We start from the raw sequence: 21,380 nt of genomic DNA, 5'->3' as shown, positions 1-21,380 counted from the left end.
TGTAGCCAGTACAATGGGCGTTTTGTTACTGCACAAAACTTTGCCGGAGGGGTTCGTGATCGACGCGCCATGGCTGGCCGAGCGCATCGCAGACAGGTCGGCCCGGGGCATCGCCGCCGCGCTGACGAGCCTGATCCGCAGCGGGGAGATCCCGGCGGGCACCCGGCTGCCGACGGTCCGCGGGCTCGCCGCGGAGTTGCGGGTGAGCCCGGGAACCGTCGCCGACGCCTGGACGACGCTGCGCCGGCACCGCGTCGTGAGCGCGCAGCGGCGCCGCGGCACGGTGGTGATCGGGCCGCCGAACGTCCCGCATCCGGCCCGGTACGAGCGGATCGGCGAGTTCGGCACCCGGCTCGCGATCGACCTCGCGGTCGCCGCGCCCGATCCGGCCCTGCTGCCGTCCCTGGACGCGGCGCTCGCGGCCGGCGCGCGGACCGCGGACCTGAACGACTACACGCGGGAGACGATCACGCCCGCGCTGCGCGCCGCGGTCGAGCCCGACTGGCCGTTCCCCGCGCCCGGCCTCCTGACCGTCGGGGGCGGGTACGAGGGCGTCCAGCTCGTCTGCCAGACCGTCGCCGTCCCGGGCGACCGGATCGCCGTCGAGGACCCGACCGGCGCCCGCCTGCTGGACATCCTGGAGGCGCAGGGGGCGGAGATCGTCCCGGTCGCCTGCGACGCCGAGGGCCCGGTGCCGGGCTCGCTCGCCGAGGCCCTCACGTCCAGGCCCGCGGCGTTCGTGTACCAGCCGCGCGCACACACACCCCGCGGGCACGCGCTGACCGCCGGCCGCGCCGCCGACCTCGCCGCGCTCCTCGCCCCCGCCAACACTTTGGTGATCGAGGACGACGGGACCGGCGAGGTGTCCACCTCACCGGCCGTCAGCGTCGGGACGCACCTGCCGGACCGCACCGTCCTCGTCCGCTCGTACTCCAAGTCGCACGGCCCCGACCTGCGCATCGCCGTCGTCGGCGGCGCGGCGGAGCCGGTCGAGAGGGTCCGGGTGCTGCGCAGCTTCGGCACCGGCTGGACGAGCCGCATCCTGCAGGACGCGCTGGCGCACCTGCTGAGCGACCCGCCGACCCGCGAGACCGTCGCGCATGCCCGCCGCACCTACACCGAGCGCCGCGAGGGCCTGGCCGCCGCGCTCGCGGAGCGGGGCGTGCCCACGGGCAATCGCGACGGCCTGATGCTGTGGGTGCCGGTCGCGGACGAGTCCGACGCTCTGGTCACGCTGGCCGCGCACGGGGTCGCCGCCGCGCCGGGCAGCCGCTACCAGGTCGTCCCGTCCGCGCCGCACCTGCGGATCGCGACGAGCCGCCTGCACGACCTGCCGTTTCCGCTCCCTGAACTGGCCGACCTCATCGCGCTGGCCGCACGCCCCCGCTAAGGGAGGAGACCCGGAAGGTCGTCGGCGTACTCGCTCAGGTAGGCGGCGAGGGTCTCGGGAATGAGGTCGATCTCCGCGAGACCGGCGGGCGTGCACGGGACGAGGTCCACGTCGTACCGGCCCTTGGCAGGGTCGTCGAACTCGGGGCCGTGCCTGCGGGACAGGTCCATCGTCTCCAGGCGGCACACGTAGAAGGTGTTCAGGCGGTGCACGTCGGGGCTCTGCTCGCCGCACGCGAACACCTGGCGGAGCGGCCCCGCGGTCGCGCCGAGCTCCTCGTCCAACTCCCGGCGCAGGGCGGCCTCCGGGCTCGCGTCGGTGGGCTCGATCTTGCCGCCCGGCGTCGTCCAGTAGACGGGGCGGTCCGGGCGGGTGCGGCGCAGCAGCACCAGCGCGTCGCCGTCCAGGAGGAGGGCGCGGACGGCTCGGCGGACCCTCACGCGTCCAGGCAGGCCCCTCATGCGTTCAGGTACGCGAGGACCGCGAGGACGCGGCGGTGCCCGCTGTCGGACGGCGGCAGGCCGAGCTTGGCGAAGATCGCGCCGATGTGCTTGCTGACCGACCGCTCGGTGATGACGAGGGTGGCCGCGATCGTGGCGTTGCCGAGGCCCTGCGCCATCAGGCCGAGCACCTCGTGCTCGCGCGGGGTGAGCGCCTGGAGGGGGTCGTGGCGGGACGCCATCAGCTGGGAGACGACCTCGGGGTCGAGGGCGGTGCCGCCCGCGGCGACGCGTGACAGCGCGTCCAGGAACTCGTCGACGCGGCCGACGCGGTCCTTGAGGAGGTAGCCGACCCCGCCGGCGCCGCCCGCGAGCAGTTCGGCCGCGTAGGTCTCCTCGACGTACTGCGACAGCACCAGGACCGGCAGGCCCGGCAGCCTCTTGCGCGCCTCGATCGCCGCGCGCAGCCCCTCGTCCCGGAACCCGGGCGGGAGCCGGACGTCGAGGACGGCGGCGTCCGGGCGGTGCTCCAGCAGCGCGGGCAGCACGTCGGGCCCGCCGGCGGCGGACGCGACGACCTCGTGGCCGTCGGCTTCGAGCAGCATGACGAGGCCCTCGCGGAGCAGGGCGTTGTCCTCCGCGATCACGATCCGCACGGCAGCTCCACCTCGAGCGTCGTCCCTTCCCCGCCGGGGCTGTCGAGGCGGGTCGTCCCGTCGAGCGCCGCCACCCGGCGGCGGATGCCCGCGAGGCCGCTGCCGCGGTCCGGGTCGGCCCCGCCCTTGCCATCATCCCGCACGCTGATCGTCAGCCGGCCGGGGGCGCGGCGGACCTCGACCCGGCCGCGCCGGGCGCCGCTGTGCCGGGCGATGTTGGTGAGGGCCTCGGCCACGACGAAGTAGGCGGCGGCCTCGACGGCGGCGGGCGCCCGGCCGTCCTCGACGTCCGTCTCGACGGGGATCGGCTGTCCGGCGGCGAGCGCGCGCAGCGCCCCGGCGAGGCCCCGGTCGGACAGGATCGGCGGGTAGATGCCGCGGATCACCGTCCGCAGCTGGGCGAGCGCCTCCTCGATGCCCTCCCGGGCCTCCAGGAACAACGCCCGCGCGGCCTCCGGGTCGCCGTCGAAGCGGCGGTCGGCGAGCCCGAGCCGCAGCGCGGCGGCGACGAGCTGGGCCTGCGTGCCGTCGTGCAGGTCGCGCTCGATGCGGCGGAGCTCGGCACCGTGCGCCTCCAGGGCCTCGGCACGCGTCTCGGTCAGCTCCTCGACCCGCTCGGCGAGGCTCGTCCGGCGGGTCGGGGACAGCAGGACCTCGGCGAGCCGCGCCTGCCAGCGGGCGAGCCGCGGCACCAGCCACAGCAGGATGGCGAGGTCGAAGGCGCCCTGGAGGAAGGGCATCGTCAGCGCCTTCGGCCAGCTGTCCAGCGTGATGAACGCCGACTGGGAGCCCTCCGGCGCCGCCCACCACCACAGCGGCAGCGACAGCGTGAACGGGATCGCCGGCCACACCCCCACCGCGATCATCGCGGTCGCGAGGGCGGTGAGGCCGTGGACCGCCAGCCAGGCCGCGTCCCGCCAGGTCGCCGGCGAGCGCACCAGGCGGCGCGCCTCGGCCACGCCCTCCCCTCGGGAGGGCGGGTACGGCTCGGGGATCTCGCGCCCGAGGACGCGGCCGGCGCGGCGCCGCTCCGCGCTCGCCAGCGCCCGCAGCGCCTTCGCGGCCGACGGCAGCCAGGGCAGGGCGATCGGCAGCAGCACCAGGACGGCCACCAGCGGGACGAGCCCGGCCAGCGCGGGGAGGCCGGTGCGCAGCGCGCGCACCAGCTCCGCGGTCGCGTCCGCGCTGCGTCTCAGGGCCCTGTCCATGTCGCCTCGAAGCACACCGTAAGCGACGCCGGGGCACCGCGCACCCGTGCCTGCACCCATGCCGTGGTGTAGCCCGCTACACCACCGATTCGGTAGTACGCGGCAATGTGCCCGGCCACCTCTTAAACCTAGGTTCGTCCAGGTGAGAGGCGGCGTCCCACGGAGGGAAGACATGACGACGATGACGGCCCAGGCCCCAGCGGCGGCGACGGGTCTTGGCGCGGTCAGCCTGGACTCGGTCACCAAGACCTATGGCGAGGTGCGGGCGCTGGACGGCGTCACCAGGGCGTTCCCGCGCGGCGGGTTCACCGCGGTGATGGGGCCGTCCGGGTCGGGCAAGAGCACGTTCCTGCACTGCGCGTCCGGGCTCGACCGCCCGACCGCCGGCACCGTCCGGATCGGCGGCGTCGACCTCGGCCGGCTGAGCGAGGCGAAGCGGACCCGGCTGCGCCGGGAGCGGATCGGCTTCGTCTTCCAGGCGTTCAACCTGATCCCGTCCATGGACGTCGAGCAGAACATCACGCTCCCGCTGCGGCTCGGCGGCGCCGAGGCCGACCCCGCCTGGCTCGGCGAGGTGGTCTCGCGCGTCGGGCTCGCCGACCGGCTCCGGCACCGGCCGCCGGAGCTGTCGGGCGGGCAGCAGCAGCGCGCCGCGCTCGCCCGCGCGCTGATCACCCGTCCCGAGGTCGTGTTCGCGGACGAGCCGACCGGGGCGCTCGACCCGCGCACGGCCCGCGACGTCCTGCGGATGCTGCGGGAGGCGGTGGACCTGACCGGCCAGACCGTCGTGCTGGTCACGCACGACCCGGTGGCGGCCGCGTGGGCCGACACGGTGGTGTTCCTCAGCCGCGGCCGGATCGTGGACGAGCTGGCCGCCCCGACCGCGTCCGCCGTCATGGCCCGCTGGGAGACGCTGTGAGGGGCAGGGGCCCGGCCGCCGGGATCTTCGCGGCGCTGGCGTTCGCGGCGGCGCTGGTCGGGGCGTGCGGGGTGCTGCTGGAGTCGGCGCTGCGGGCCCACGCCCCGGTCGAGCGGTTCGGCGCCGCCGCGGCGGTCGTGACGGGGCCGCAGAGCGTCGAGGACCGGATGAAGCGGTTCGGCGAGGAGCCGGAGAGGCAGAGCCGCCCCCTGACCGAGCGCGCCCCGGTCCCGCTCACGGTCGCGGTGAAGCTGCGCGCCGTCCCTGGGGTGCGGGACGTGGTGGCGGACGTCTCCTTCCCGGTCCTGCTCTCCACCGGCCAGACCGTGACCGGTCACGGCTGGGAGTCGGCGGCCCTGCGTCCCTCCAGGCTGAGCGCGGGCCGCGCGCCGCAGGCGCCGGACGAGGTGGTGCTGAGCGCCTCCGCCGGCGCCAGGCCCGGCGACGAGGTCCGGGTGCAGGCCGGCGGGGCACCCCGCCCGTACCGGGTGTCCGGGCTCGTCGCGGACGGCCCCGGCGCGGCCTACTTCACCACGGCGACGGCCGCCGCCCTCGGCGGGCACCCGGGCCGGGCCGACGCCCTCGCGGTCATCGGCGACGCGGACGGGGACGCGCTCCGCAAGGCCGCCCCGGGGCTCACCGTCGCGACCGGGGCGGCGCGCGGCGACGCCGAGGACCCGGCCGCGGCCGCGGCGCGCCCCGGCATCGTGGAGCTGACCGCCTCGTTCGGCGGCCTGGCCGTGATGACCGCGTGCGTGGTCCTCGGCGGGCTGATCGTCCTGTCGGTGCGGGAGCGGGGCCGCGAGCTCGCGCTGCTCCGGGCGGTCGGGGCGACGCCGGGCCAGGTCCGGGGCGTGATCGTGCGGGACACGATGCGCATCGCCGTCCCGGCCGCGGTGACGGGCGGCGCGCTGTCCCTCGCGCTCGGCGCGGGGATGCACGCCGCCATGGTCCGCGAGGGCGTGCTGCCGGACGGTTTCGGTCTGTCGCTCAGCCCGCTGCCCCCGCTGGCCGCGGCCGCGACCGCGGTCCTCGCCGCCGCCGCGACCTCGCTCCTCGCCGCGCTGCGGGTGTCGCGGATCCGCCCGGTGGAGGCGCTCGGCGAGGCGGCGGCCGAGCCCTCCGGCCTGCCCCGGTGGCGCGTCGTCACCGGCGTGGCGTTCCTCGTCCTCGGCCTGAACGCGCTCGGCTTCTCGGTCGGCGCGACCGGGCCCACCGCGAACGCCTCGCTCGGCGGCCTGGTCATCTCACTGATCATCGCGACGGCCTTCCTCGGCCCCCTGCTGGCCCGGTTCGGCACCCGGGTCCTCGGGCGGGCCGCCCGGAGCGTCGCCCCGGTGTCCGGGCGGATGGCCCGGCACGCCGCCGGCACCGCCGCGCTGCGCGCCGGATCGCTGATCACGCCGGTCGCCCTGGCGGTCGCGTTCGGGGGCGTCCAGCTGTTCGCGCAGTCCACGGTCGCGCATGCCGCGCGGGTGCAGGCGGAGGAGGGCCTTCGCGCCGACCGGGTCGTGGTGTCGTCCGGCCCCGGCCTCCCGCACGGGGTCGCCGAGGCGGTGCGCCGCACCCCCGGCGTGACGGCCGCGACGCCGGTGAAGCGCACCGGCGTCGTCATGGCGGTCAAGGAGCTGGGCGAGAAGAACCTCCGCTCGCTGGACGCCCGCGGCGTCGGCCCGGACGCCGCGGCGACCATGGATCCGGGCGTCTCCTCGGGACGGCTCGCCGACCTGCGTGGAAACGCGGTCGCGCTGGGCCGGGACGTGGCGGGCGGCGTCGACGTCGGCGACACGGCGGCGCTGTGGCTCGCCGACGGGACGCGCGTCCGCGCCCGCGTGGTGGCGGTCTACGACCGGGGCTTCGGCTTCGGCGACGTCCTGCTCCCGCGCGAGCTGGTCGCCGCGCACTCGTCGGCACCCCTCGACGACCACGTCCTCGTTCGCGGGGACGCGGACCTGGCGGCCGTCACCACCGCCTACGCCGGCGTGCGGGTGGTCTCCCCCGCCGCGTTCCGGACGGGCCTCTCGCAGGAGATCAGGCTGCAGGGGTTCGCCGGCCGCATGATCGTCGCTGCGATCACCGGGTTCGTCCTCATCGGGCTCGTCACGACGCTCGCGGTCGCCACGGCGGCGCGACGGCGCGAGTTCGCCCTGCTGCGGCTGGTCGGCGCGACCCGCCGCCAGGTGCTGCGGATGCTGCGGCTGGAGGCCGCGATCGTGCTCGGCACCGGCATCGCGGCCGGGGCGCTCATCGCGGCCGTGACGCTGCTGACCTTCGCGGCGGCCGTCACCGGCCTCCCGCTCCCCTCGGTCCCGCCGCTGACCTGCGCGGCCGTCCTGCTCGGCACGGCGGGCCCCGCGGCCGCCGCGATCCTCCTGCCGGCGCGGGCGGTCCTGCGCCGGCGCACCTCCCCCTCCCTCTCCTGAAAGGAGACGTCCATGAGCAACTCCACCCGCTGGACGCTGGCCGTGATCCTCATCGCCGTCAACGCCATCTCGAACGTGGTCCTCGGCGACACCTGGCTGCAGATCGCCGTCAGCGCCCTGACCGGCGCCGCGGTCGTCGCGGTGCTGATCGACTTCCTCCTCCGGGGGCGCCGCGGGCAGTGACCCGCCGCCCTCCCCGCCGCCCGGGACGGCCGAACCGCACGGCTCGTCCCCCCGGGCGGCCTCACCGCCGTTACGATCGCCACTGGCATGCTCTGTACCGGAACGGCGTGAAATGGATGATGTGGAGGTCCGGCACCTGCCGGGCGATCTGCCGCAGCTGTTCGACGGCGGCGCCGGGGACGGCGCGGCCGGGCGGACGCTGTCGGTGCCGCTGCCCGACGGGGACCTGGTCTGGCCCGACCCCGGCTACCCGCAGCGGCAGTTCCTCATGCGGCCCGCCTTCTGGCTGAGCGACGACCCGGTGGGCGGGGGCGTGTGGGCCAGGTTCCGCACCGAGCACCCGCGCTCGGGCCTGTGGCCCCTGCTGATGGACGAGACCGACCAGCCGTGGGCGGCCGGCCAGATCGCCCCCGAGCCGGTCGCCGAGGTCGGCAACTACCAGCCCCACGCGTTCATGTACGAGGTGTGGGCCGACTGGGCGGAGCAGGCGGACGGCGACCACGACGACCTCGCCCCGTTCGGGCGGCACTGTCCGGGCCCGGCCCCGGCGGGCGTCCCGGTCGACGACCCGGACGCCGTGGCCGACCGGCACGCCCGCGCCCTCGCCGCCCGCGGCCTGTCGCTCGGCCTGGTGGCGGTGGACCGGGGCGCCGACGCGCTCGCCGCCGTCGGCTGGCAGGGCGCCCTGAACCACAACGAGTGGACCGCGCCGCTCGCCGCCGTCCTGCGCGGCTGGGAGGACCGGTTCGGCGCCCGCGTCATCGGGCTCGGCTTCAACACGCTGGAGCTCAGCGTCGCCGCGCCCCCCGTCACCACCCGGCACGCCGTGCACGTCGCGGCCGAGCACTGGGCGTTCTGCCCGGACATCCTGTTCCAGGGCCCGGGGACGCTGGCCGGCTACGCGGAGGAGATCCGCGGCAAGACGAACTGGTCATTCTGGTGGGATTGAGATCAAAGCCAAAAGGTGGTCATCTCACGTAAACGTCCAGGCCACCACCGGTGGGGCCCGCCGATTCCGCGGTTACCGTGGGGCGGGTGAGCACCGGGTGGCGCGGCCGGGACGGACCCTCCGAATGATGCGCGCGGGCGACCCCCGCCGAGCGACCGCCGTCCGGACCGGGGCACGGAGGGAGCGCGGCGATGACCGACGGCTCGGGCGATGTACGGATCACGGAGCTGCTGCGCTCCTGGCGGGAGCCGGTGCTGGCCCGCTGGGTCGAGCTGGTGACCCCCGGTCTCCGCGGAAGGCTCACCGAGCGTGAGGTCCAGACGGAGCTGGCCGAGCTGTACGGGCTGGTCGAGCGCTCCCTGGACGGCGACGAGGCGGCCACGGGCGAGCTGCGGGCGACGCTGGCGGAGATCTCGCGGAACCGGGCCCGGCAGGGATTCAGCCCGCGGGAGACCGCGATCAGCGTGTTCGCCCTGAAGCAGGCGCTGTACGAGCAGATCAGGACCACCCGCGACCAGCGCGCCTACGGCGAGATCATCGACTTCTCGGCCTACGTCGACGAGCTCGGACTGGCGACGTTCGAGACCTACGCGGCGGCGCGCGAGCAGGTCATCGCCGACCAGGCCGAGCAGCTGCTGGAGCTGTCGACGCCGGTTGTGAAGCTGTGGGACGGGGTGCTCGGCGTCCCGCTCGTGGGAACCCTCGACTCCGCGCGCACCCAGATCGTGATGGAGACGCTGCTGCAGACGCTCATGGAGACCGGCTGCCGGTTCGCGGTGATCGACATCACCGGCGTGGCCGCCGTGGACACCGAGGTCGCCCAGCACCTGATGAAGACGGTGATGGCGGCCCGGCTGATGGGCGCGCACTGCGTGATCTCGGGAATCCGGCCGCAGATCGCCCAGACGATCGTGACGCTCGGCATCGAGTTCGGCGACATCGTGACCAAGCCGACCATGGCCGACGCACTGGCCTACACGCTCGCGCGCGCCGGCGTGCGGACGGCCGCCGGGCGGGAGGACTGATGGAACGGGTGCCGATCCTGAAGATCGGGGACGTGCTGCTCGTGTCGATCCAGACCGACCTGCAGGACCAGACCGTCATGGCGCTGCAGGAGGACCTGGCCGAGCGGGTCTCCCGCACCGGCGCGCGCGGAGTCGTGATCGACATCACCGCGGTGGAGATCGTCGACTCGTTCATCGGCCGGATGTTCGCGACCATCGCCTCCATGTCGCGGCTCATGGACGCCGAGACGGTGGTCGTCGGGATGCGCCCGGCGGTGGCGATCACGCTCGTGGAGCTCGGGCTGTCACTGGGCGGGGTGCGCACCGCGCTGGACCTGGAGGAGGGCATGCGGCAGCTCGGCGCCGGGCCGCCGGGCGCCCGCACCGCCGCGGCGGACGGCCCATGACCCTGCCGTCCGGCGGCGAGATGCCCATCGCCTCCAACGACGACGTCGTCCGGGTCCGGCACCTGGTCCGGTCGGCCGCCGCGGCGGCGGGGCTGTCCCTGGTCGACCAGACCAAGATCGTCACGGCGGCGAGCGAGCTGGCCCGCAACACCTACGCGCACGGCGGCGGCGGGACGGTACGGGTGGAGCAGGCCACCGGCGAGGGAGGCCGCCGGGGCGTGCGCGTCGTCTTCACCGACGACGGCCCCGGCATCGCGGACGTGGACCAGGCGCTCAGCGAGGGCTGGACGAGCGGGACGGGGCTCGGGCTCGGCCTCTCGGGCGCCCGCCGGCTGAGCGACGAGTTCAGCCTGCGGAGCGAACCGGGCAGGGGCACCACGGTGACGGTGGCCAAATGGCTCCGTTGAGCGGCGGCGGATGGACGACCAGCCCGGCGGCGGGCGACTCGCTGCTGGTGCGGGTGGAGGAGCCGAGCGCGGCGGCCGGCGTGCGGCGGCGGATCACCGCGTTCGCCGAGCGGCTCGGGTTCGGCGGGGAGCGCCTCGGCCAGGTCCAGCTCGCGGCGACCGAGGCGGCCACCAACCTCGCCAGGCACGCGCGGCAGGGCGAGATGGTGGTGCGCATCGTCCGGTCCGGTGAGACCGCGCTGCTGGAGTTCGTGTGCATGGACCGCGGGCCCGGGATCGCCGACGTGCCGGTCTCCCGCGCGGACGGCTACTCGACCGGCGGCACCCTCGGCCTCGGGCTCGGATCGATCGAGCGGCTCTCCGACCGCTGCGGGATGTTCTCGCTGCCCCGGACGGGCACGGTGCTGTACGCGCGGTTCCTGCCTCCGGGCACGCCCGCCGGGCAGGGCGGCGCGGACCCGCCGTTCGCCGGCCTCGCCGTGACGATCGACGGCGAGGAGGTGTGCGGCGACGCGTACACGGCGCGGCTCGAAGGCGGGACGGTCCACGCGCTGCTCTGCGACGGCCTCGGGCACGGCCCGCTGGCGGCGCGGGCGTCGTGGGAGGCCGTCAGGGCGGCGCACGAGGCGGCGCCGCACGCCCGGCCCGGCGACGTCCTGCGCCACGTCCACCGGCGGATGGCGGCCACCCGGGGCGGCGCGGTCGGCGTCGCCTCGGTCGACCCGTCCGCGGGGCGGGTCCGGTTCGCCGGGATCGGGAACATCGGCGCCTGGATCGTCGGGCCGGAGCGCCGCACCGGGATGATCTCCGTCCCGGGGATCGCTGGCGTCCATTCCGACCGGATCCGGGAGCACTCCTACGACCTGCCGCCGGACGCGGTGGTGGTACTGCACTCCGACGGCCTGACCGGCCAGTGGGACCTCGCCGGCCGGCACGGCCGCCGCGACCCGTTGCTGATCGCGGCGACCCTGCTGCGCGACGCCGGGGTGCGGCGGGACGACCGGTCCGTGCTCGCCGTCACCGCGGCCGGAGGGAGGTGACGCATGGCCGGCGACCTGCTCCGCATGGAGATCGTGGACGAGCACGGCGTGTTCGCCGTCCGGCAGGCCGGCCGGCACGTCGCCGCCGCGGTCGGCCTCGACCACCAGGACCAGGTCCGGGTCGCCACCGCGCTCAGCGAGGCCGGGCGGCAGCTGTACGCGTCCGCCGGGAGGGTGTCCGTCGTGTTCCGCCTCGACCGCGGCGGGCGCCCCGGCCTGGAGGTCGAGCTCGATCTCGGGCGGGCCCGGCCGGACCGCCCGCCGGAGGCGCTGGACGCTGCGGCCCGGCTGATGACCCTGGTCGAGGAGGACCGGACCGGCGACCGCGACCGCGTCCGGCTGCGCAAGGACCTTCCCTCCGGCGCCGCTCCGCTGGCCGACGAGGACGTGGCCGCCCTGCGCGTCCGGCTCCGCCGGCTCCGGCCCGCCCCCGCGCTCGAGGAGCTCAGGACGCAGAACGCCGAACTCCTCGCCGCACTGGAGGAGCTGCGGAACCTCAACGCCGAGCTGGAGACGACCAACCACGGCGTGATGGCCCTCTACAACGAGATCTCCGAGGAGCTGGAGGAGACCAACAGCGGCGTGGTGGCGCTGCACGCCGACCTGGAGGAGAAGTCCGACCAGCTGCGCAGGGCGGTCGAGGTCAAGAACCGGTTCTGGGCCAACATCAGCCACGAGCTGCGCACCCCCGTGAACGGGATCATCGGCCTGTCCCGGCTGCTGCTGGATCCCGCCGCCGACCCGGTCACCCCGGAGCAGCGCCAGCAGATCATTTTGATCGGCGAGACCGGCGGCACCCTGCTGGCGCTGGTCAACGAGCTGCTCGACATGGCGAGGGCCGAGCAGGGCCGGCTGGAGCCGCGGCCGGCGCCGGTGAACGTCCCGGCGCTGCTGACGCACCTGGCGGAGCTGATGGGCCCGATGGCCGAGCAGGCCGGGCTCACGCTCTCCGTGGACGTGTCCCGTGCGCCCCCCGTCATCGTGACCGACCCGGAGATGCTCTCCCGCATCCTGCGGAACCTGGTGGGCAACGGGCTGAAGTTCACGGCGGAAGGGGAGGTCCGCCTCACCGCCGGAGCGACGCCCCGGCACACCGAGTTCGTCGTCACCGACACCGGCGCGGGCATCCCGCCCGGCGAGCAGGAAAGGGTCTTCGAGGAGTTCTACCGGGCGCCGGGCGGCACGGCGCGGGGGACCGGGCTCGGCCTGCCCTACGCCCGCCACCTCGCCGCCGCGCTCGGCGGCGAGCTCTTCCTCGAGAGCGCCGAGGGCGAGGGGACGACGGTGACGCTGCGGCTGCCGCCCTACCGGCCCCTGGCCGAGCTCGGTCTCGGCCACGTGCTGATCGTCGATGACGACGACGCGACCCGCCGGCTCCTGCGCGGCCTGGTGGAGGAGGCCGCGGAGCGGGTCAGCGAGGCCGCCGACGGCCGTGTCGCGCTCGCCGCCGTCGCCGCCGACCCGCCCGGCCTCATCCTGCTGGACCTGCGCATGCCCGAAGTGGACGGTGTCGACGTCCTCGCCGGACTCCCACCGGAGCCGCCGGTCGTGCTGGTCACCTCGGCGGACGTGGCGGCCTCGGACGACCCGCGGCTGGACCGCGCGGGCGCGGTGCTGGCCAAGGACAGGATCGGCCCGGAGACGCTCGCCGATGCGGTGCGCACCGCCCTGGCCGGCGAAACTCCCGGCCTCCGCGGCACCGGGGGGCCGGCATGACCGGCACGCCCGTGTGCACGACGCTGGTGGTCGACGACAACGACACCAAGCGCTACATCATCGGCAGCTGGCTGCGCCGCGCCGGGCACGCCGTGGTGGAGGCCGCGTCCGCGGCGGAGACCTGGCGGCAGCTCGCCGAGCACGAGATCGAGCTGGTGGTACTGGACGTACGGCTGCCGGACATGAGCGGCATCGAGGTCTGCGAGCGGATCAAGTCCACCCCGCGGACGGGATCGCTGCCCGTGATCCACATCTCGGCGCACGCCGTGGACACCGCGGACCGCGTCCACGGGCTGCGCCGGGGCGCGGACGCCTACATGACCGACCCGATCGATCCCGGCGAGTTCCTCGCGACCGTGGAGGCGGTGCTGCGCTACTACCGGGCCCTGCACCGGGCGGAGCGGATGGCGTCCCGGCTGGCGGCCTTCACCCGCACGTCCCTGCGGATCAACGCGGCCGAGTCCTTCGAGGAGCTCGCGGCGGTCGCGGTCCACGGCGCCCACACGATCTTCGGGACGCCGGCCGCGGTGTTCACCCAGCCGCTGGACGGCAGGCCGGTGCGGACCGTGGAGCGCGGCGGCGGGCCGGAGTACCGCGACCATCCGTCCGGCCTGCTCCCCCGGCTGGCCGGCATGACCGGGCTCGCGGACGACACCGGGACCGAGGTCATGCGGATGCCGGCCGGGGCATGGCGGGAGCTGATGCCCGGCACGGTGGTGGAGGGGGACGCCGTGATCGTGGTCTCGCGACTGAAGGCGGACCGCCCGGCGGCCGCGATCGTGATCGACGCCCGCGGCGTCCCCGAGAAGGGCGACACCGACCTGCTGCGCCAGCTCGGCCAGACCCTGGCCCTCGCGATGGAGGCGCTCAGGTCCTACACCGAGGAGCACACGGTCTCGCTCACCATCCAGCGCAGCCTCCTTCCGGCGGCGACCCCGCCGGTGCCCGGCTGGGCGTTCGCCGTCCGGTACGCGCCCTCCGGCGACCAGGCGGAGGTCGGCGGCGACTTCTACGAGGTCCTCGACCGCGGCGACCGCGTCCTGGTGGCCATCGGGGACGTGCAGGGCCACTCGCTGCTCGCCGCGACGGTGATGGCGGAGATCCGGCACGCGCTGCGGGCCTTCGCCGCCGAAGGCCACGACGCCGTCACGATCCTGCGGCTGCTGAACGACGTGCTGGAGCGCTACCACGGCGACCAGACCGCGACGATGTGCCTGCTGACGCTGGATCCCCGCACGGGCGCCGCGCAGATCGCCAGCGCCGGGCACATCCCGCCCCTGCACATCTCGGACGGCCGGGCCTGCTACGGCTCGGGCGGCGGCGTGCTGCTCGGGTTCCCCGCGGAGGACGTGGCGGTCGAGGAGACCGTGGTGCCGCCGGGCGGCATCGTCATGCTGCTCACCGACGGGCTGATCGAGGACCGCGGCATCCCGCTGGCCGACAACCTGGAGCGGCTGCGAGTCGTCGCGGGCCGCATGGACGACGACCTCGAGCGGTTCAGCGACCGCGTGCTCGCCGAGTTCGGGCACCGCGAGGACGACGTCGCGATGATCGTGCTCCGCCGCGACGAGGCCCGCGGCGCCGTCTGACCCTGCGCCGCGGCGCCATCCGGCACCGCGCCGCGGCGCCCGCTCCCCTACGATGCGGCGGAGGACGGCGAGGGGGTCGGGCACGGATGCGAGGCGGCAGGGGGCTCTGCGCGGGCATCGCGGCGGGCGTCGTCCTCACCCTGGCGGCCGACGTCGGCGTCATCGTGCACCGCCGAACCGACGATGGGCCGGCCAAGCCCGGGAACCTCGTCTCGGTGGACCAGGCGCCGCGGACGCCCACCGTCGCGCCGCTCACCCGCCGGTACACGCCGCACCTGCTCGTGGCGGGTCCGTCCTCCTTACCGCCCCAGGCGGTCGAGCGGGCGAGGCGGCTCGACGGCGTCGCCGGGGTCACGGTCGTGGACGCCGCGCGGGCGCAGGTCGGCGGGCGCCGGATGGGGCTGCTCGGCGTCGACCCGTCCGGGTTCCGGGCGTTCGTCCCGGGGCCGACCGCCGAATCCGACCAGCTGTGGCAGACCATCGCCCTGGGCGGCCTCGCCGTCTCCTTCGAGCAGGGCCGGGACGCGCTGCCGCTGGGCTCGGTCGTCACCGCGGGCCGCAGCACGAGCCCGGGGCGGGTCCGCGTCGGCGCCTACGCGTCGATGGGCATCGGCGACATCGACGCGGTCGTGTCGCGCCGGCAGGCCCGCGCGCTCGGCCTGCCGGACGGGAACGGGCTCGTCATCAGCGCCCCGAAGGCCGACACCGCGAAGCTGGCGAAGCGGCTGCGGAGGATCCTTCCGCGCGGCACGAAGGTGGCGGCGCTGGCGGCGCCGAAGACCCCCGCCGGCTCCGGGAAACGCAGGGGCCGGCCGCAGGTCACGGGGCGTCCGGACGGGGCCTCTGGCGACCGCACGCCCATCACCGGCAACATGATGACGCCCACGATGCGGACCGTCCTGCTGGAGATCGCCGGCATGTTCGGCCCGTTCCCGGTGATCGGCTGCCACCGCTCCACCGGCGACCCGCAGGACCACGGCGTGGGCCGCGCCTGCGACTTCATGGAGAGCACCGGCGGCCGGATGCCGAGCGCGGGGGCGCAGCGGCACGGCGACCAGGTCGCCGCGTACGCCGTGGCGAACGCGCGCCGGCTCGGGATCTCCTACGTCATCTGGCGGCAGCGGATCTGGAACGTCCGCGGCGGCGGCTGGCGGCCGATGGAGGACCGCGGCAGCATCACCCAGAACCACTACGACCACGTGCACATCTCGGTGCTGCGCTAGGGCGCGGTCACGGCAGTTCCTGCTCGCACCAGACCACCTTGCCGCCCTTGGTGCGGCGGACGCCCCAGCGCTGCGCCAGCCGCCCCACCACGTGCAGGCCGCGGCCCGACTCGCTCGCGTCGTCGTCCTCCTCGTCGTGGTGGCGGATGCGGGGCCGCCCGTCCGAGGAGTCGAACACCTCGCAGACCAGGCCGCCCTCCCGCACCAGCCGCAGCCCGATCCGGCCGCCCGCGTGCCGGATCGCGTTGGTGACCAGCTCGGACGCCAGGAGCGTGGTCGTGTAGGCCATGTCCTCCAGGCCCCAGCGGGCCAGCCGGTCGCGGATCAGGCCGCGGGCGCGGCGGACGGCGGCGGGCTCGGCGGGCAGCTCCCAGGAGGCGTGCCGGTCGGCGGGGATGCGCGCCAGCCGCGCCACGAGCATCGCGATGTCGTCGCGGTGCTGGTCGTCGTAGACGCCGTCGAGCGCCGCCTGGCACAGGTCCTCCAGCGGCCGTGCCGCGGCACCCGGGCCGAACGTCGCCTGCAGCCGGGCGAGCCCGTCGTCGATGTCGCGGGCCCGGTTCTCCACCAGGCCGTCGGTGTAGAGGAACAGCAGCGTGCCGTCCTCGACGGTGAACTCGCGGCTGACGATCGGGCCGTCGCCGCCGACGCCGAGCGGCGGCGCGGGCGGCACCGGCAGGTACTCCGAGTCGGCGCCGGGCGGGACGAGCAGCGGCGGCAGGTGCCCGGCGCTGGCGACCTCGCAGCGGCCGCTGACCGCGTCGTAGACGACGTAGGCGCAGGTGGCGAAGTGCGGTTCGCGCTCGCCGAGCGTCTCCATCAGCCAGTCGAGCCGCTCCAGCGCCTCGGCGGGCGGCAGCTCCAGGCCGGCGAGGGTGTGGATCGCGGTGCGGAGCCGGCCCATGGTGACGGCGGCCTTCACGCCGTGCCCGGCCACGTCCCCGACCACGAGGGCGACCCGGCCGCCGGGCAGCGCGATCGACTCGTACCAGTCGCCGCCGACCTCGATGAGGCGGCTGCCCGGCAGGTAGCGGTGGTGCACCTCGACCGGCGACGGGGCGGACAGCCCGGTCGGCAGCAGACTGCGCTGCAGGGTCAGCGCGGTCGCGCGCTCCCGCGAGTACTGCCGGGCGCTCTCGATGAAGATGGACGCCCGGTTGGCGAACTCCATCCCGATCTCGACGTCGTAGGCGTCGAACGGCCGGTGCGCGGCGTTGCGCGTGCACACGAAGATGCCGAGGATGCCCGCCGCCGACGTGATCGGCAGCAGCAGCAGGGACGCGCCCTTGAGCAGTTCGGCGACGGGAGGGCGCCGCCACGCGGCGGCGAGCCTGGCCGCGCCCTCGCCGCCGAGGGCGCGCAGCACCGGTTCGCCCGACTCCAGGCAGAGCACGTGCGGGCTGCCCTCCGGGTAGACGAGGGACTCCCCCGTCGGGAAGGTCGCGTCCCAGGCCGGATCCTCGTCGTCAAACCCGATCGCCATCCGGCGCAGCTGCGGGCCGTCGGGACCCTCCGGCGGCTCGTCGGCGTCGATATGGCTCTCCAGGAGCATCAGCGCACCGGAATTGCAGAAATGCGGGACGAGCACGTCCATCAGGCCGCGGGCCAGCATTTCCAGGTCGAGCGTGGAGCCGATCCGCGGCAGCGCGTCGTCCAGCAGTGCCCGCCGGATGACCGCCGGGTCCACGAAACGGTCCGCGAGCGGCACCGGAACCCGCACGACGGCGAGCGCGACGACGTCGGGCGCGCCGCCGTTCATCGGATGGACGGTCACGACCGCGTCGAGGGACCCGCCCGCGGGGTTCTCCACAGCGAGCATGGCGGTCCGCTCCCGCCTGGCCTTCAGCGCCTCCAGCAGAGGCTCCCGGGCACCGGGGATGACCTCGTCCAGGTGCGCGCCCAGCAGGTCGTCCGGGTCCGGGCGCAGCACGGCAGCGGCATTGCGGTCGAACTGAAGAATTCTCCCCGACGAGTCCATGCCGAGAATGAGAATTCGGGTGGACGACTCCATCGCTCGATTATGGGACATGGCGCGGCCGCATGAGGCCGATACGGGAGGGGAATCCGTCCGTTACCGATGCGTACGGGTCTCGTCCAGGAACTGCCTCCAAGTCCGCTTCCCCACCGCCCGGTCCGGGGTCAGATGGTGGCCTTCCCGGAATCCGCGCGCGGCCTTCCCCGGCAGCGGCAGCGGAAGCCGCACGGGCTTGCGCAGGCCGCGCGCCGCCAGGTAGTCCCGCATCATCTCCTCGGCGGTGAGCACCTCCGGGCCGCCCATGTCCTCCACCCGCCTCGCGGGGCCGGGGGCCAGCGCGAGCTCGGCGAGCCGCTCCGCGACCTCCCCGACGTCGATCGGCTGGTCGCGCAGGTTCCTGGGCAGCGCCACCACCCCGGGGATCTTGGTGAGGACGGTGAAGACCATGTCCGGGAGCGTGTGGAACTGGGTGGTGCGCAGGATCGTGTACGGCAGGCCGGAGTCCTCGATCAGCCTCTCCACCGCGTGCTTGGTCCGGTAGTAGCTGTAGGGGATCTTGTCGACGCCGACGATCGAGATGTAGATCAGGTGCGGCGCGCCCTGCCTGCGCGCGGCCTCGACCAGCCGGCGCGTGGCCGCCAGGTCCCGCTTGGTGTGGAACGGGTCGCTGGCGCAGTGCACGATCGTCTCCACGCCTTCGAGCGCGGCGTCGACGCCCTCGCCCTTCCACAGATCGCCCTGGTGCCAGGTCACCCCGGCCTCGGGTTCCCGCGCGCGGCGGCTGAGCCCGTGCACGTCCGCGCCCGCCTCGGCGAGCAGCCGGGTGACCGGCGTGCCGAGCGTGCCGCTCGCCCCGGTGACGAGAATCATCGCTTCCTCCTTCTCATGTGGCGCCGTCGCGGGTCAGGACCTCCCGAAGACCTGCGGCGGCGGGACGGGCGTGACGATCTCCTCGCCGTCGCGCAGCGGCGCCGCGCCCGCGCAGAAGGCGGCGAGGTCGCCGCCCTCCAGCAGCCGCGCCCGGACGATGCCGCCCGCCGCGCGGCGGGTCAGCTCCGCGACCGGGAGCGGTTCGCGCGACGCGGCGACGATCAGGTTGCCGAAGCGGCGGCCTCGCAGCACGCCGGGATCGCCCATCAGCAGCGTGTGCCGGAACACCGAGCGCACCGTCGCGGTCACCCGCCGGGCGAACGGCAGCCGGAAGCCGTCGGCGACGTTGGCCAGGTAGACGCCGGCGGGGCGCAGCACCCGCGCCGCGTCCAGGACGAACTCGCGTGTCGCGAGCTCCGGCGGCATCGACGCCCCGGCGAACGCGTCCATCACCACGAGGTCGTCGGCCTCGTCCGGGAGCGCCGCGACCCCGGTGCGCCCGTCGGTGACGCGGATCCGCAGGCCGGGGACGCCCTTGACCGGCAGCCGCTCCCGGACGAGCTGCACCAGTTCCGCGTCGGGCTCCAGCACGACCTGCCGGGAGCCGGGCCGCGTCGCGGCGATGTAGCGCGGCAGCGTGCATCCGGCGCCGCCGATGTGGGCCGCGTCGAACGCCTCGCCGTCCGGCCCGAGGGAGTCGACCACGTCGCCCATCAGCCGCATGTACTCGAAGTCGAGGTAGGTCGGGTCGGTCAGGTTCACGTACGACTGGGGCACGCCGTCGACGAGGAGCATCCAGCCGCCGTCGCGGTCGGCGTCCCGCAGGAGCTCGGCCTCCCCGCCGGCGATCTCGTAGGTCCGCGGCCGGGGTCCGTGCCTGCCCTTGCGTGCCATGGCCTCCACCCTACGGACCGCGCCCCGCACGGCCCGCGGTACCTCACGTCCGTTCCGTCAGCGTGACCTCCGCCGCGAAGTGGCACGCGCTGGGATGGGCGGAACCGTCGCGCGCCTCCAGGGCGGGCTCCTCCTCCGCGCAGACGTCCCGCGCCTTCCAGCAGCGGGTGCAGAACCGGCAGCCGGACGGCGGGTCGATCGGCGACGGCGGCTCCCCCTCCAGCCGGATCTGGTCCGTCCAGCCGGCCGCGTCCGGGTCGGGCACCGGCACGGCCGACAGCAGCGCCTGCGTGTACGGATGGGTGGGGTGCTCGTAGATCTGCTCCTGGTCGCCGGTCTCGACGACCTTGCCCAGGTACATGACGGCGATCCGGTCGGAGATGTGGCGGACGGCGGCGAGGTCGTGCGCGATGAACACGTAGGCCAGGCCGAGCTCGCGCTGCAGCTCGGCGAGGAGGTTCATCACCTGCGCCTGGACCGAGACGTCCAGGGCCGACACCGGCTCGTCGCACACGATGACGTCGGGCCGCAGCGCCAGGGCGCGGGCGATCCCGACGCGCTGCCGCTGCCCGCCGGAGAACTGGTGGGGGTACCGGTTGACATGGCCGGGGTCGAGGCCGACCAGTTCCAGCAGCTCCTGGACGCGCCGGCGCCGCTCGCCCTTCGGCGCGACCTCCGGGTGGGTAGCGAACGGCTCGCCGACGATGTCGCCGACCGTCATGCGCGGGTTGAGGGACGAGTACGGGTCCTGCATCACCATCTGGATGCGGCGCCGCATCGCCCGCAGCTCGCTCTTCGGCAGCGCGAAGACGTCGCGGCCATCGAAGCGGACCGTGCCGTCCGTCGGCCGCTCGGCGGCGAGCAGCAGCTTCGCCAGCGTCGACTTGCCGCAGCCGGACTCCCCGACGACGCCGAGGGTCTCGCCGCGGCGCAGCTCCAGGTCGACGCCGTCCACGGCCTTGACGTGCCCGACCGCCCGCCGGAACACGATGCCGCGGGTCACCGGATAGTGCTTGACGAGCCCCTCGACCTGGAGGATCGGCTGCTCACTCTGCTCCGGCACCGTACACCTCCGCGGCGAAGTGGCAGGCGGCGTCGTGCCCGGGGGCGACCGTCACGAGCGGCGGCGTCTCGGCGGCGCAGACCGCCTCGGCGCGGGGGCAGCGCGGCTGGAACGGGCAGCCGGGCGGGAGCGCGGCCGGGTTCGGCGGCGAGCCCTTGATCGGCACGAGCGCCGCGTCCCGCCGGTCGAGCCGCGGCACCGACGCCAGCAGCCCCCGGGTGTAGGGGTGGGCGGGCCGCGCGTACAGCTCGCGGGCGGGCGCCTGCTCGGCGACCGACCCGGCGTACATGACGACGATCCGGTCCGCGACGCCGGCGACCACGCCGAGGTCGTGGGTGATCAGCACCATGCCCATGCGCAGCTCGTCCTGGAGCGTGGCGAGCAGCCGCATGATCTGCGCCTGCACGGTCACGTCGAGCGCGGTGGTCGGCTCGTCGGCGATGAGCACGTCCGGGTCCAGGGCGAGCGCCATCGCGATCATGATGCGCTGGCGCATGCCGCCGGAGAACTGGTGCGGGTAGTCGCCGAGCCGCCTGGCGGCGGACGGGATCCTGACCCGCTCCATCAGCTCGACGGCCTTGTCCCTGGCCTCCCGGCGGCCGAGCCCGCGGTGCACCCGGTACATCTCGCGGAGCTGGTCGCCGACCGTGAAGACGGGGTTCAGCGCGGTCAGCGCGTCCTGGAAGATCATCGAGATGCGGTCGCCCCGGTAGGCGCGGCGGCGCTTCTCGGGCAGGCCGAGCAGCTCCTCGCCGCGCAGCTTCACCGACCCGCGCTCGATGCGGGCGGGCGGGACGTCGAGGATGCCCATCACGGCCTGCGCCGCGACGCTCTTGCCCGACCCCGACTCACCGAGGATCGCGAGCGTCTCCCCTTCGGCGAGGGTGTACGACAGGCCGTTCACCGCGCGGACGTCCTGGTCCCGTACGCGGAACCGCACGTGCAGGTCGTCGACCTCCAGGAGCGGCGCACCGGGCCGGGGCGCCGGTACCGGGTCGTCCTTCAGTTCCGTGCTCATGTCTCC

General features: G+C 75.1%; 20 protein-coding genes. 12 read left to right on the top strand and 8 right to left on the bottom strand.

The window, feature by feature from the left end:
* Positions 1–55: 55 nt before the first annotated feature.
* On the top strand, positions 56–1,390 hold the full coding sequence (locus ABGB11_RS30335; RefSeq protein WP_347638351.1) for an aminotransferase class I/II-fold pyridoxal phosphate-dependent enzyme: 1,335 nt from the start codon (positions 56–58) through the stop codon (positions 1,388–1,390).
* Here the strand turns inward: ABGB11_RS30335 and ABGB11_RS30330 are convergent.
* The 3 genes from ABGB11_RS30330 to ABGB11_RS30320 are packed head-to-tail and all read right to left on the bottom strand — an operon-like array spanning position 1,387 to position 3,694.
* Positions 1,387–1,830: an NUDIX hydrolase gene (locus ABGB11_RS30330; protein WP_347638349.1), complete on the bottom strand. Its 444-nt coding sequence runs from the start codon at positions 1,828–1,830 to the stop codon at positions 1,387–1,389. The genes ABGB11_RS30335 and ABGB11_RS30330 overlap by 4 nt on opposite strands.
* A gap of 17 nt (positions 1,831–1,847) precedes the next feature.
* On the bottom strand, positions 1,848–2,486 hold the full coding sequence (locus ABGB11_RS30325) for a response regulator transcription factor (protein WP_347638347.1): 639 nt from the start codon (positions 2,484–2,486) through the stop codon (positions 1,848–1,850).
* A complete protein-coding gene (locus ABGB11_RS30320) occupies positions 2,474–3,694 on the bottom strand; it encodes a sensor domain-containing protein (RefSeq protein WP_347638345.1) in 1,221 nt (406 codons plus the stop codon). The genes ABGB11_RS30325 and ABGB11_RS30320 overlap by 13 nt, the downstream gene beginning before the upstream one ends.
* 172 nt (positions 3,695–3,866) lie before the next feature.
* Between ABGB11_RS30320 and ABGB11_RS30315 the strand changes: the two genes are divergently transcribed.
* From ABGB11_RS30315 to ABGB11_RS30265, 11 genes are all read left to right on the top strand, one after another.
* Positions 3,867–4,613: an ABC transporter ATP-binding protein gene (locus ABGB11_RS30315; protein ID WP_347638343.1), complete on the top strand. Its 747-nt coding sequence runs from the start codon at positions 3,867–3,869 to the stop codon at positions 4,611–4,613.
* Positions 4,610–7,036, top strand: coding sequence for an FtsX-like permease family protein (locus ABGB11_RS30310; protein WP_347638341.1), 2,427 nt, complete (start codon positions 4,610–4,612; stop codon positions 7,034–7,036). The genes ABGB11_RS30315 and ABGB11_RS30310 overlap by 4 nt, the downstream gene beginning before the upstream one ends.
* A 12-nt stretch (positions 7,037–7,048) precedes the next feature.
* A complete protein-coding gene (locus tag ABGB11_RS30305) occupies positions 7,049–7,219 on the top strand; it encodes a hypothetical protein (RefSeq protein WP_347638339.1) in 171 nt (56 codons plus the stop codon).
* 112 nt (positions 7,220–7,331) lie between these two features.
* Entirely contained in the window at positions 7,332–8,168 is an 837-nt protein-coding gene (locus ABGB11_RS30300) for a DUF4253 domain-containing protein (RefSeq protein WP_347638337.1), read from the top strand.
* 191 nt (positions 8,169–8,359) lie between these two features.
* Positions 8,360–9,193, top strand: a complete 834-nt coding sequence (locus ABGB11_RS30295; protein WP_347638335.1) for an STAS domain-containing protein — start codon at positions 8,360–8,362, stop codon at positions 9,191–9,193.
* Positions 9,193–9,579 (top strand): STAS domain-containing protein, encoded by a 387-nt coding sequence (locus ABGB11_RS30290; protein WP_347638333.1) that lies wholly within the window; start codon positions 9,193–9,195, stop codon positions 9,577–9,579. The genes ABGB11_RS30295 and ABGB11_RS30290 overlap by 1 nt, the downstream gene beginning before the upstream one ends.
* Positions 9,576–9,986, top strand: coding sequence for an ATP-binding protein (locus ABGB11_RS30285; RefSeq protein WP_347638331.1), 411 nt, complete (start codon positions 9,576–9,578; stop codon positions 9,984–9,986). Before ABGB11_RS30290 ends, ABGB11_RS30285 begins: the two co-directional genes overlap by 4 nt.
* On the top strand, positions 9,974–11,026 hold the full coding sequence (locus ABGB11_RS30280; RefSeq protein WP_347638329.1) for an ATP-binding protein: 1,053 nt from the start codon (positions 9,974–9,976) through the stop codon (positions 11,024–11,026). The genes ABGB11_RS30285 and ABGB11_RS30280 overlap by 13 nt, the downstream gene beginning before the upstream one ends.
* A gap of 3 nt (positions 11,027–11,029) precedes the next feature.
* Positions 11,030–12,742 carry an ATP-binding protein gene (locus ABGB11_RS30275; protein ID WP_347638327.1) on the top strand — a complete coding sequence of 571 codons (1,713 nt, stop codon included), beginning with the start codon at positions 11,030–11,032 and terminating at the stop codon, positions 12,740–12,742.
* Positions 12,739–14,331 (top strand): fused response regulator/phosphatase, encoded by a 1,593-nt coding sequence (locus tag ABGB11_RS30270; RefSeq protein WP_347638325.1) that lies wholly within the window; start codon positions 12,739–12,741, stop codon positions 14,329–14,331. Before ABGB11_RS30275 ends, ABGB11_RS30270 begins: the two co-directional genes overlap by 4 nt.
* An 86-nt stretch (positions 14,332–14,417) precedes the next feature.
* Positions 14,418–15,554, top strand: a complete 1,137-nt coding sequence (locus ABGB11_RS30265; RefSeq protein ID WP_347638323.1) for a hypothetical protein — start codon at positions 14,418–14,420, stop codon at positions 15,552–15,554.
* A gap of 7 nt (positions 15,555–15,561) precedes the next feature.
* Here ABGB11_RS30265 and ABGB11_RS30260 read toward each other — a convergent pair whose 3' ends face one another.
* From ABGB11_RS30260 to ABGB11_RS30240, 5 genes are read right to left on the bottom strand one after another with little or no spacing between them, the layout of a single operon-like run.
* Positions 15,562–17,565: an ATP-binding SpoIIE family protein phosphatase gene (locus ABGB11_RS30260; protein ID WP_347638321.1), complete on the bottom strand. Its 2,004-nt coding sequence runs from the start codon at positions 17,563–17,565 to the stop codon at positions 15,562–15,564.
* A 60-nt stretch (positions 17,566–17,625) separates the two neighbouring features.
* Positions 17,626–18,399 carry an SDR family oxidoreductase gene (locus tag ABGB11_RS30255; RefSeq protein ID WP_347638319.1) on the bottom strand — a complete coding sequence of 258 codons (774 nt, stop codon included), beginning with the start codon at positions 18,397–18,399 and terminating at the stop codon, positions 17,626–17,628.
* A 33-nt stretch (positions 18,400–18,432) separates the two neighbouring features.
* The gene (locus ABGB11_RS30250; RefSeq protein ID WP_347638317.1) at positions 18,433–19,293 is read right to left on the bottom strand and encodes a fused MFS/spermidine synthase; all 861 of its coding nucleotides are present in this window, start codon (positions 19,291–19,293) and stop codon (positions 18,433–18,435) included.
* Between the two features lie 43 nt (positions 19,294–19,336).
* The gene (locus tag ABGB11_RS30245; RefSeq protein WP_347638315.1) at positions 19,337–20,356 is read right to left on the bottom strand and encodes a dipeptide ABC transporter ATP-binding protein; all 1,020 of its coding nucleotides are present in this window, start codon (positions 20,354–20,356) and stop codon (positions 19,337–19,339) included.
* On the bottom strand, positions 20,340–21,374 hold the full coding sequence (locus ABGB11_RS30240) for an ABC transporter ATP-binding protein (RefSeq protein WP_347638313.1): 1,035 nt from the start codon (positions 21,372–21,374) through the stop codon (positions 20,340–20,342). The genes ABGB11_RS30245 and ABGB11_RS30240 overlap by 17 nt, the downstream gene beginning before the upstream one ends.
* Positions 21,375–21,380 lie beyond the last annotated feature (6 nt).

Origin of the sequence: Actinomadura sp. B10D3 (assembly GCF_039871695.1) — a bacterium.
Taxonomy (GTDB): domain Bacteria; phylum Actinomycetota; class Actinomycetes; order Streptosporangiales; family Streptosporangiaceae; genus Spirillospora; species Spirillospora madurae.
This window is presented reverse-complemented; position numbering and strand designations above follow the sequence as displayed.

What these genes read in the sequence shown, in the direction of transcription:
- ABGB11_RS30315 (WP_347638343.1), top strand. Translation starts at nt 3,867, where the DNA reads ATGACGACGATGACGGCCCAGGCCCCAGCGGCGGCGACGGGTCTTGGC.
- ABGB11_RS30280 (WP_347638329.1), top strand. Translation starts at nt 9,974, where the DNA reads ATGGCTCCGTTGAGCGGCGGCGGATGGACGACCAGCCCGGCGGCGGGC.
- ABGB11_RS30250 (WP_347638317.1), bottom strand. Translation starts at nt 19,293, where the DNA reads ATGGCACGCAAGGGCAGGCACGGACCCCGGCCGCGGACCTACGAGATC.
- ABGB11_RS30285 (WP_347638331.1), top strand. Translation starts at nt 9,576, where the DNA reads ATGACCCTGCCGTCCGGCGGCGAGATGCCCATCGCCTCCAACGACGAC.
- ABGB11_RS30260 (WP_347638321.1), bottom strand. Translation starts at nt 17,565, where the DNA reads ATGGAGTCGTCCACCCGAATTCTCATTCTCGGCATGGACTCGTCGGGG.
- ABGB11_RS30305 (WP_347638339.1), top strand. Translation starts at nt 7,049, where the DNA reads ATGAGCAACTCCACCCGCTGGACGCTGGCCGTGATCCTCATCGCCGTC.
- ABGB11_RS30270 (WP_347638325.1), top strand. Translation starts at nt 12,739, where the DNA reads ATGACCGGCACGCCCGTGTGCACGACGCTGGTGGTCGACGACAACGAC.
- ABGB11_RS30265 (WP_347638323.1), top strand. Translation starts at nt 14,418, where the DNA reads ATGCGAGGCGGCAGGGGGCTCTGCGCGGGCATCGCGGCGGGCGTCGTC.
- ABGB11_RS30290 (WP_347638333.1), top strand. Translation starts at nt 9,193, where the DNA reads ATGGAACGGGTGCCGATCCTGAAGATCGGGGACGTGCTGCTCGTGTCG.
- ABGB11_RS30255 (WP_347638319.1), bottom strand. Translation starts at nt 18,399, where the DNA reads ATGATTCTCGTCACCGGGGCGAGCGGCACGCTCGGCACGCCGGTCACC.
- ABGB11_RS30320 (WP_347638345.1), bottom strand. Translation starts at nt 3,694, where the DNA reads ATGGACAGGGCCCTGAGACGCAGCGCGGACGCGACCGCGGAGCTGGTG.
- ABGB11_RS30295 (WP_347638335.1), top strand. Translation starts at nt 8,360, where the DNA reads ATGACCGACGGCTCGGGCGATGTACGGATCACGGAGCTGCTGCGCTCC.
- ABGB11_RS30240 (WP_347638313.1), bottom strand. Translation starts at nt 21,374, where the DNA reads ATGAGCACGGAACTGAAGGACGACCCGGTACCGGCGCCCCGGCCCGGT.
- ABGB11_RS30275 (WP_347638327.1), top strand. Translation starts at nt 11,030, where the DNA reads ATGGCCGGCGACCTGCTCCGCATGGAGATCGTGGACGAGCACGGCGTG.
- ABGB11_RS30300 (WP_347638337.1), top strand. Translation starts at nt 7,332, where the DNA reads ATGGATGATGTGGAGGTCCGGCACCTGCCGGGCGATCTGCCGCAGCTG.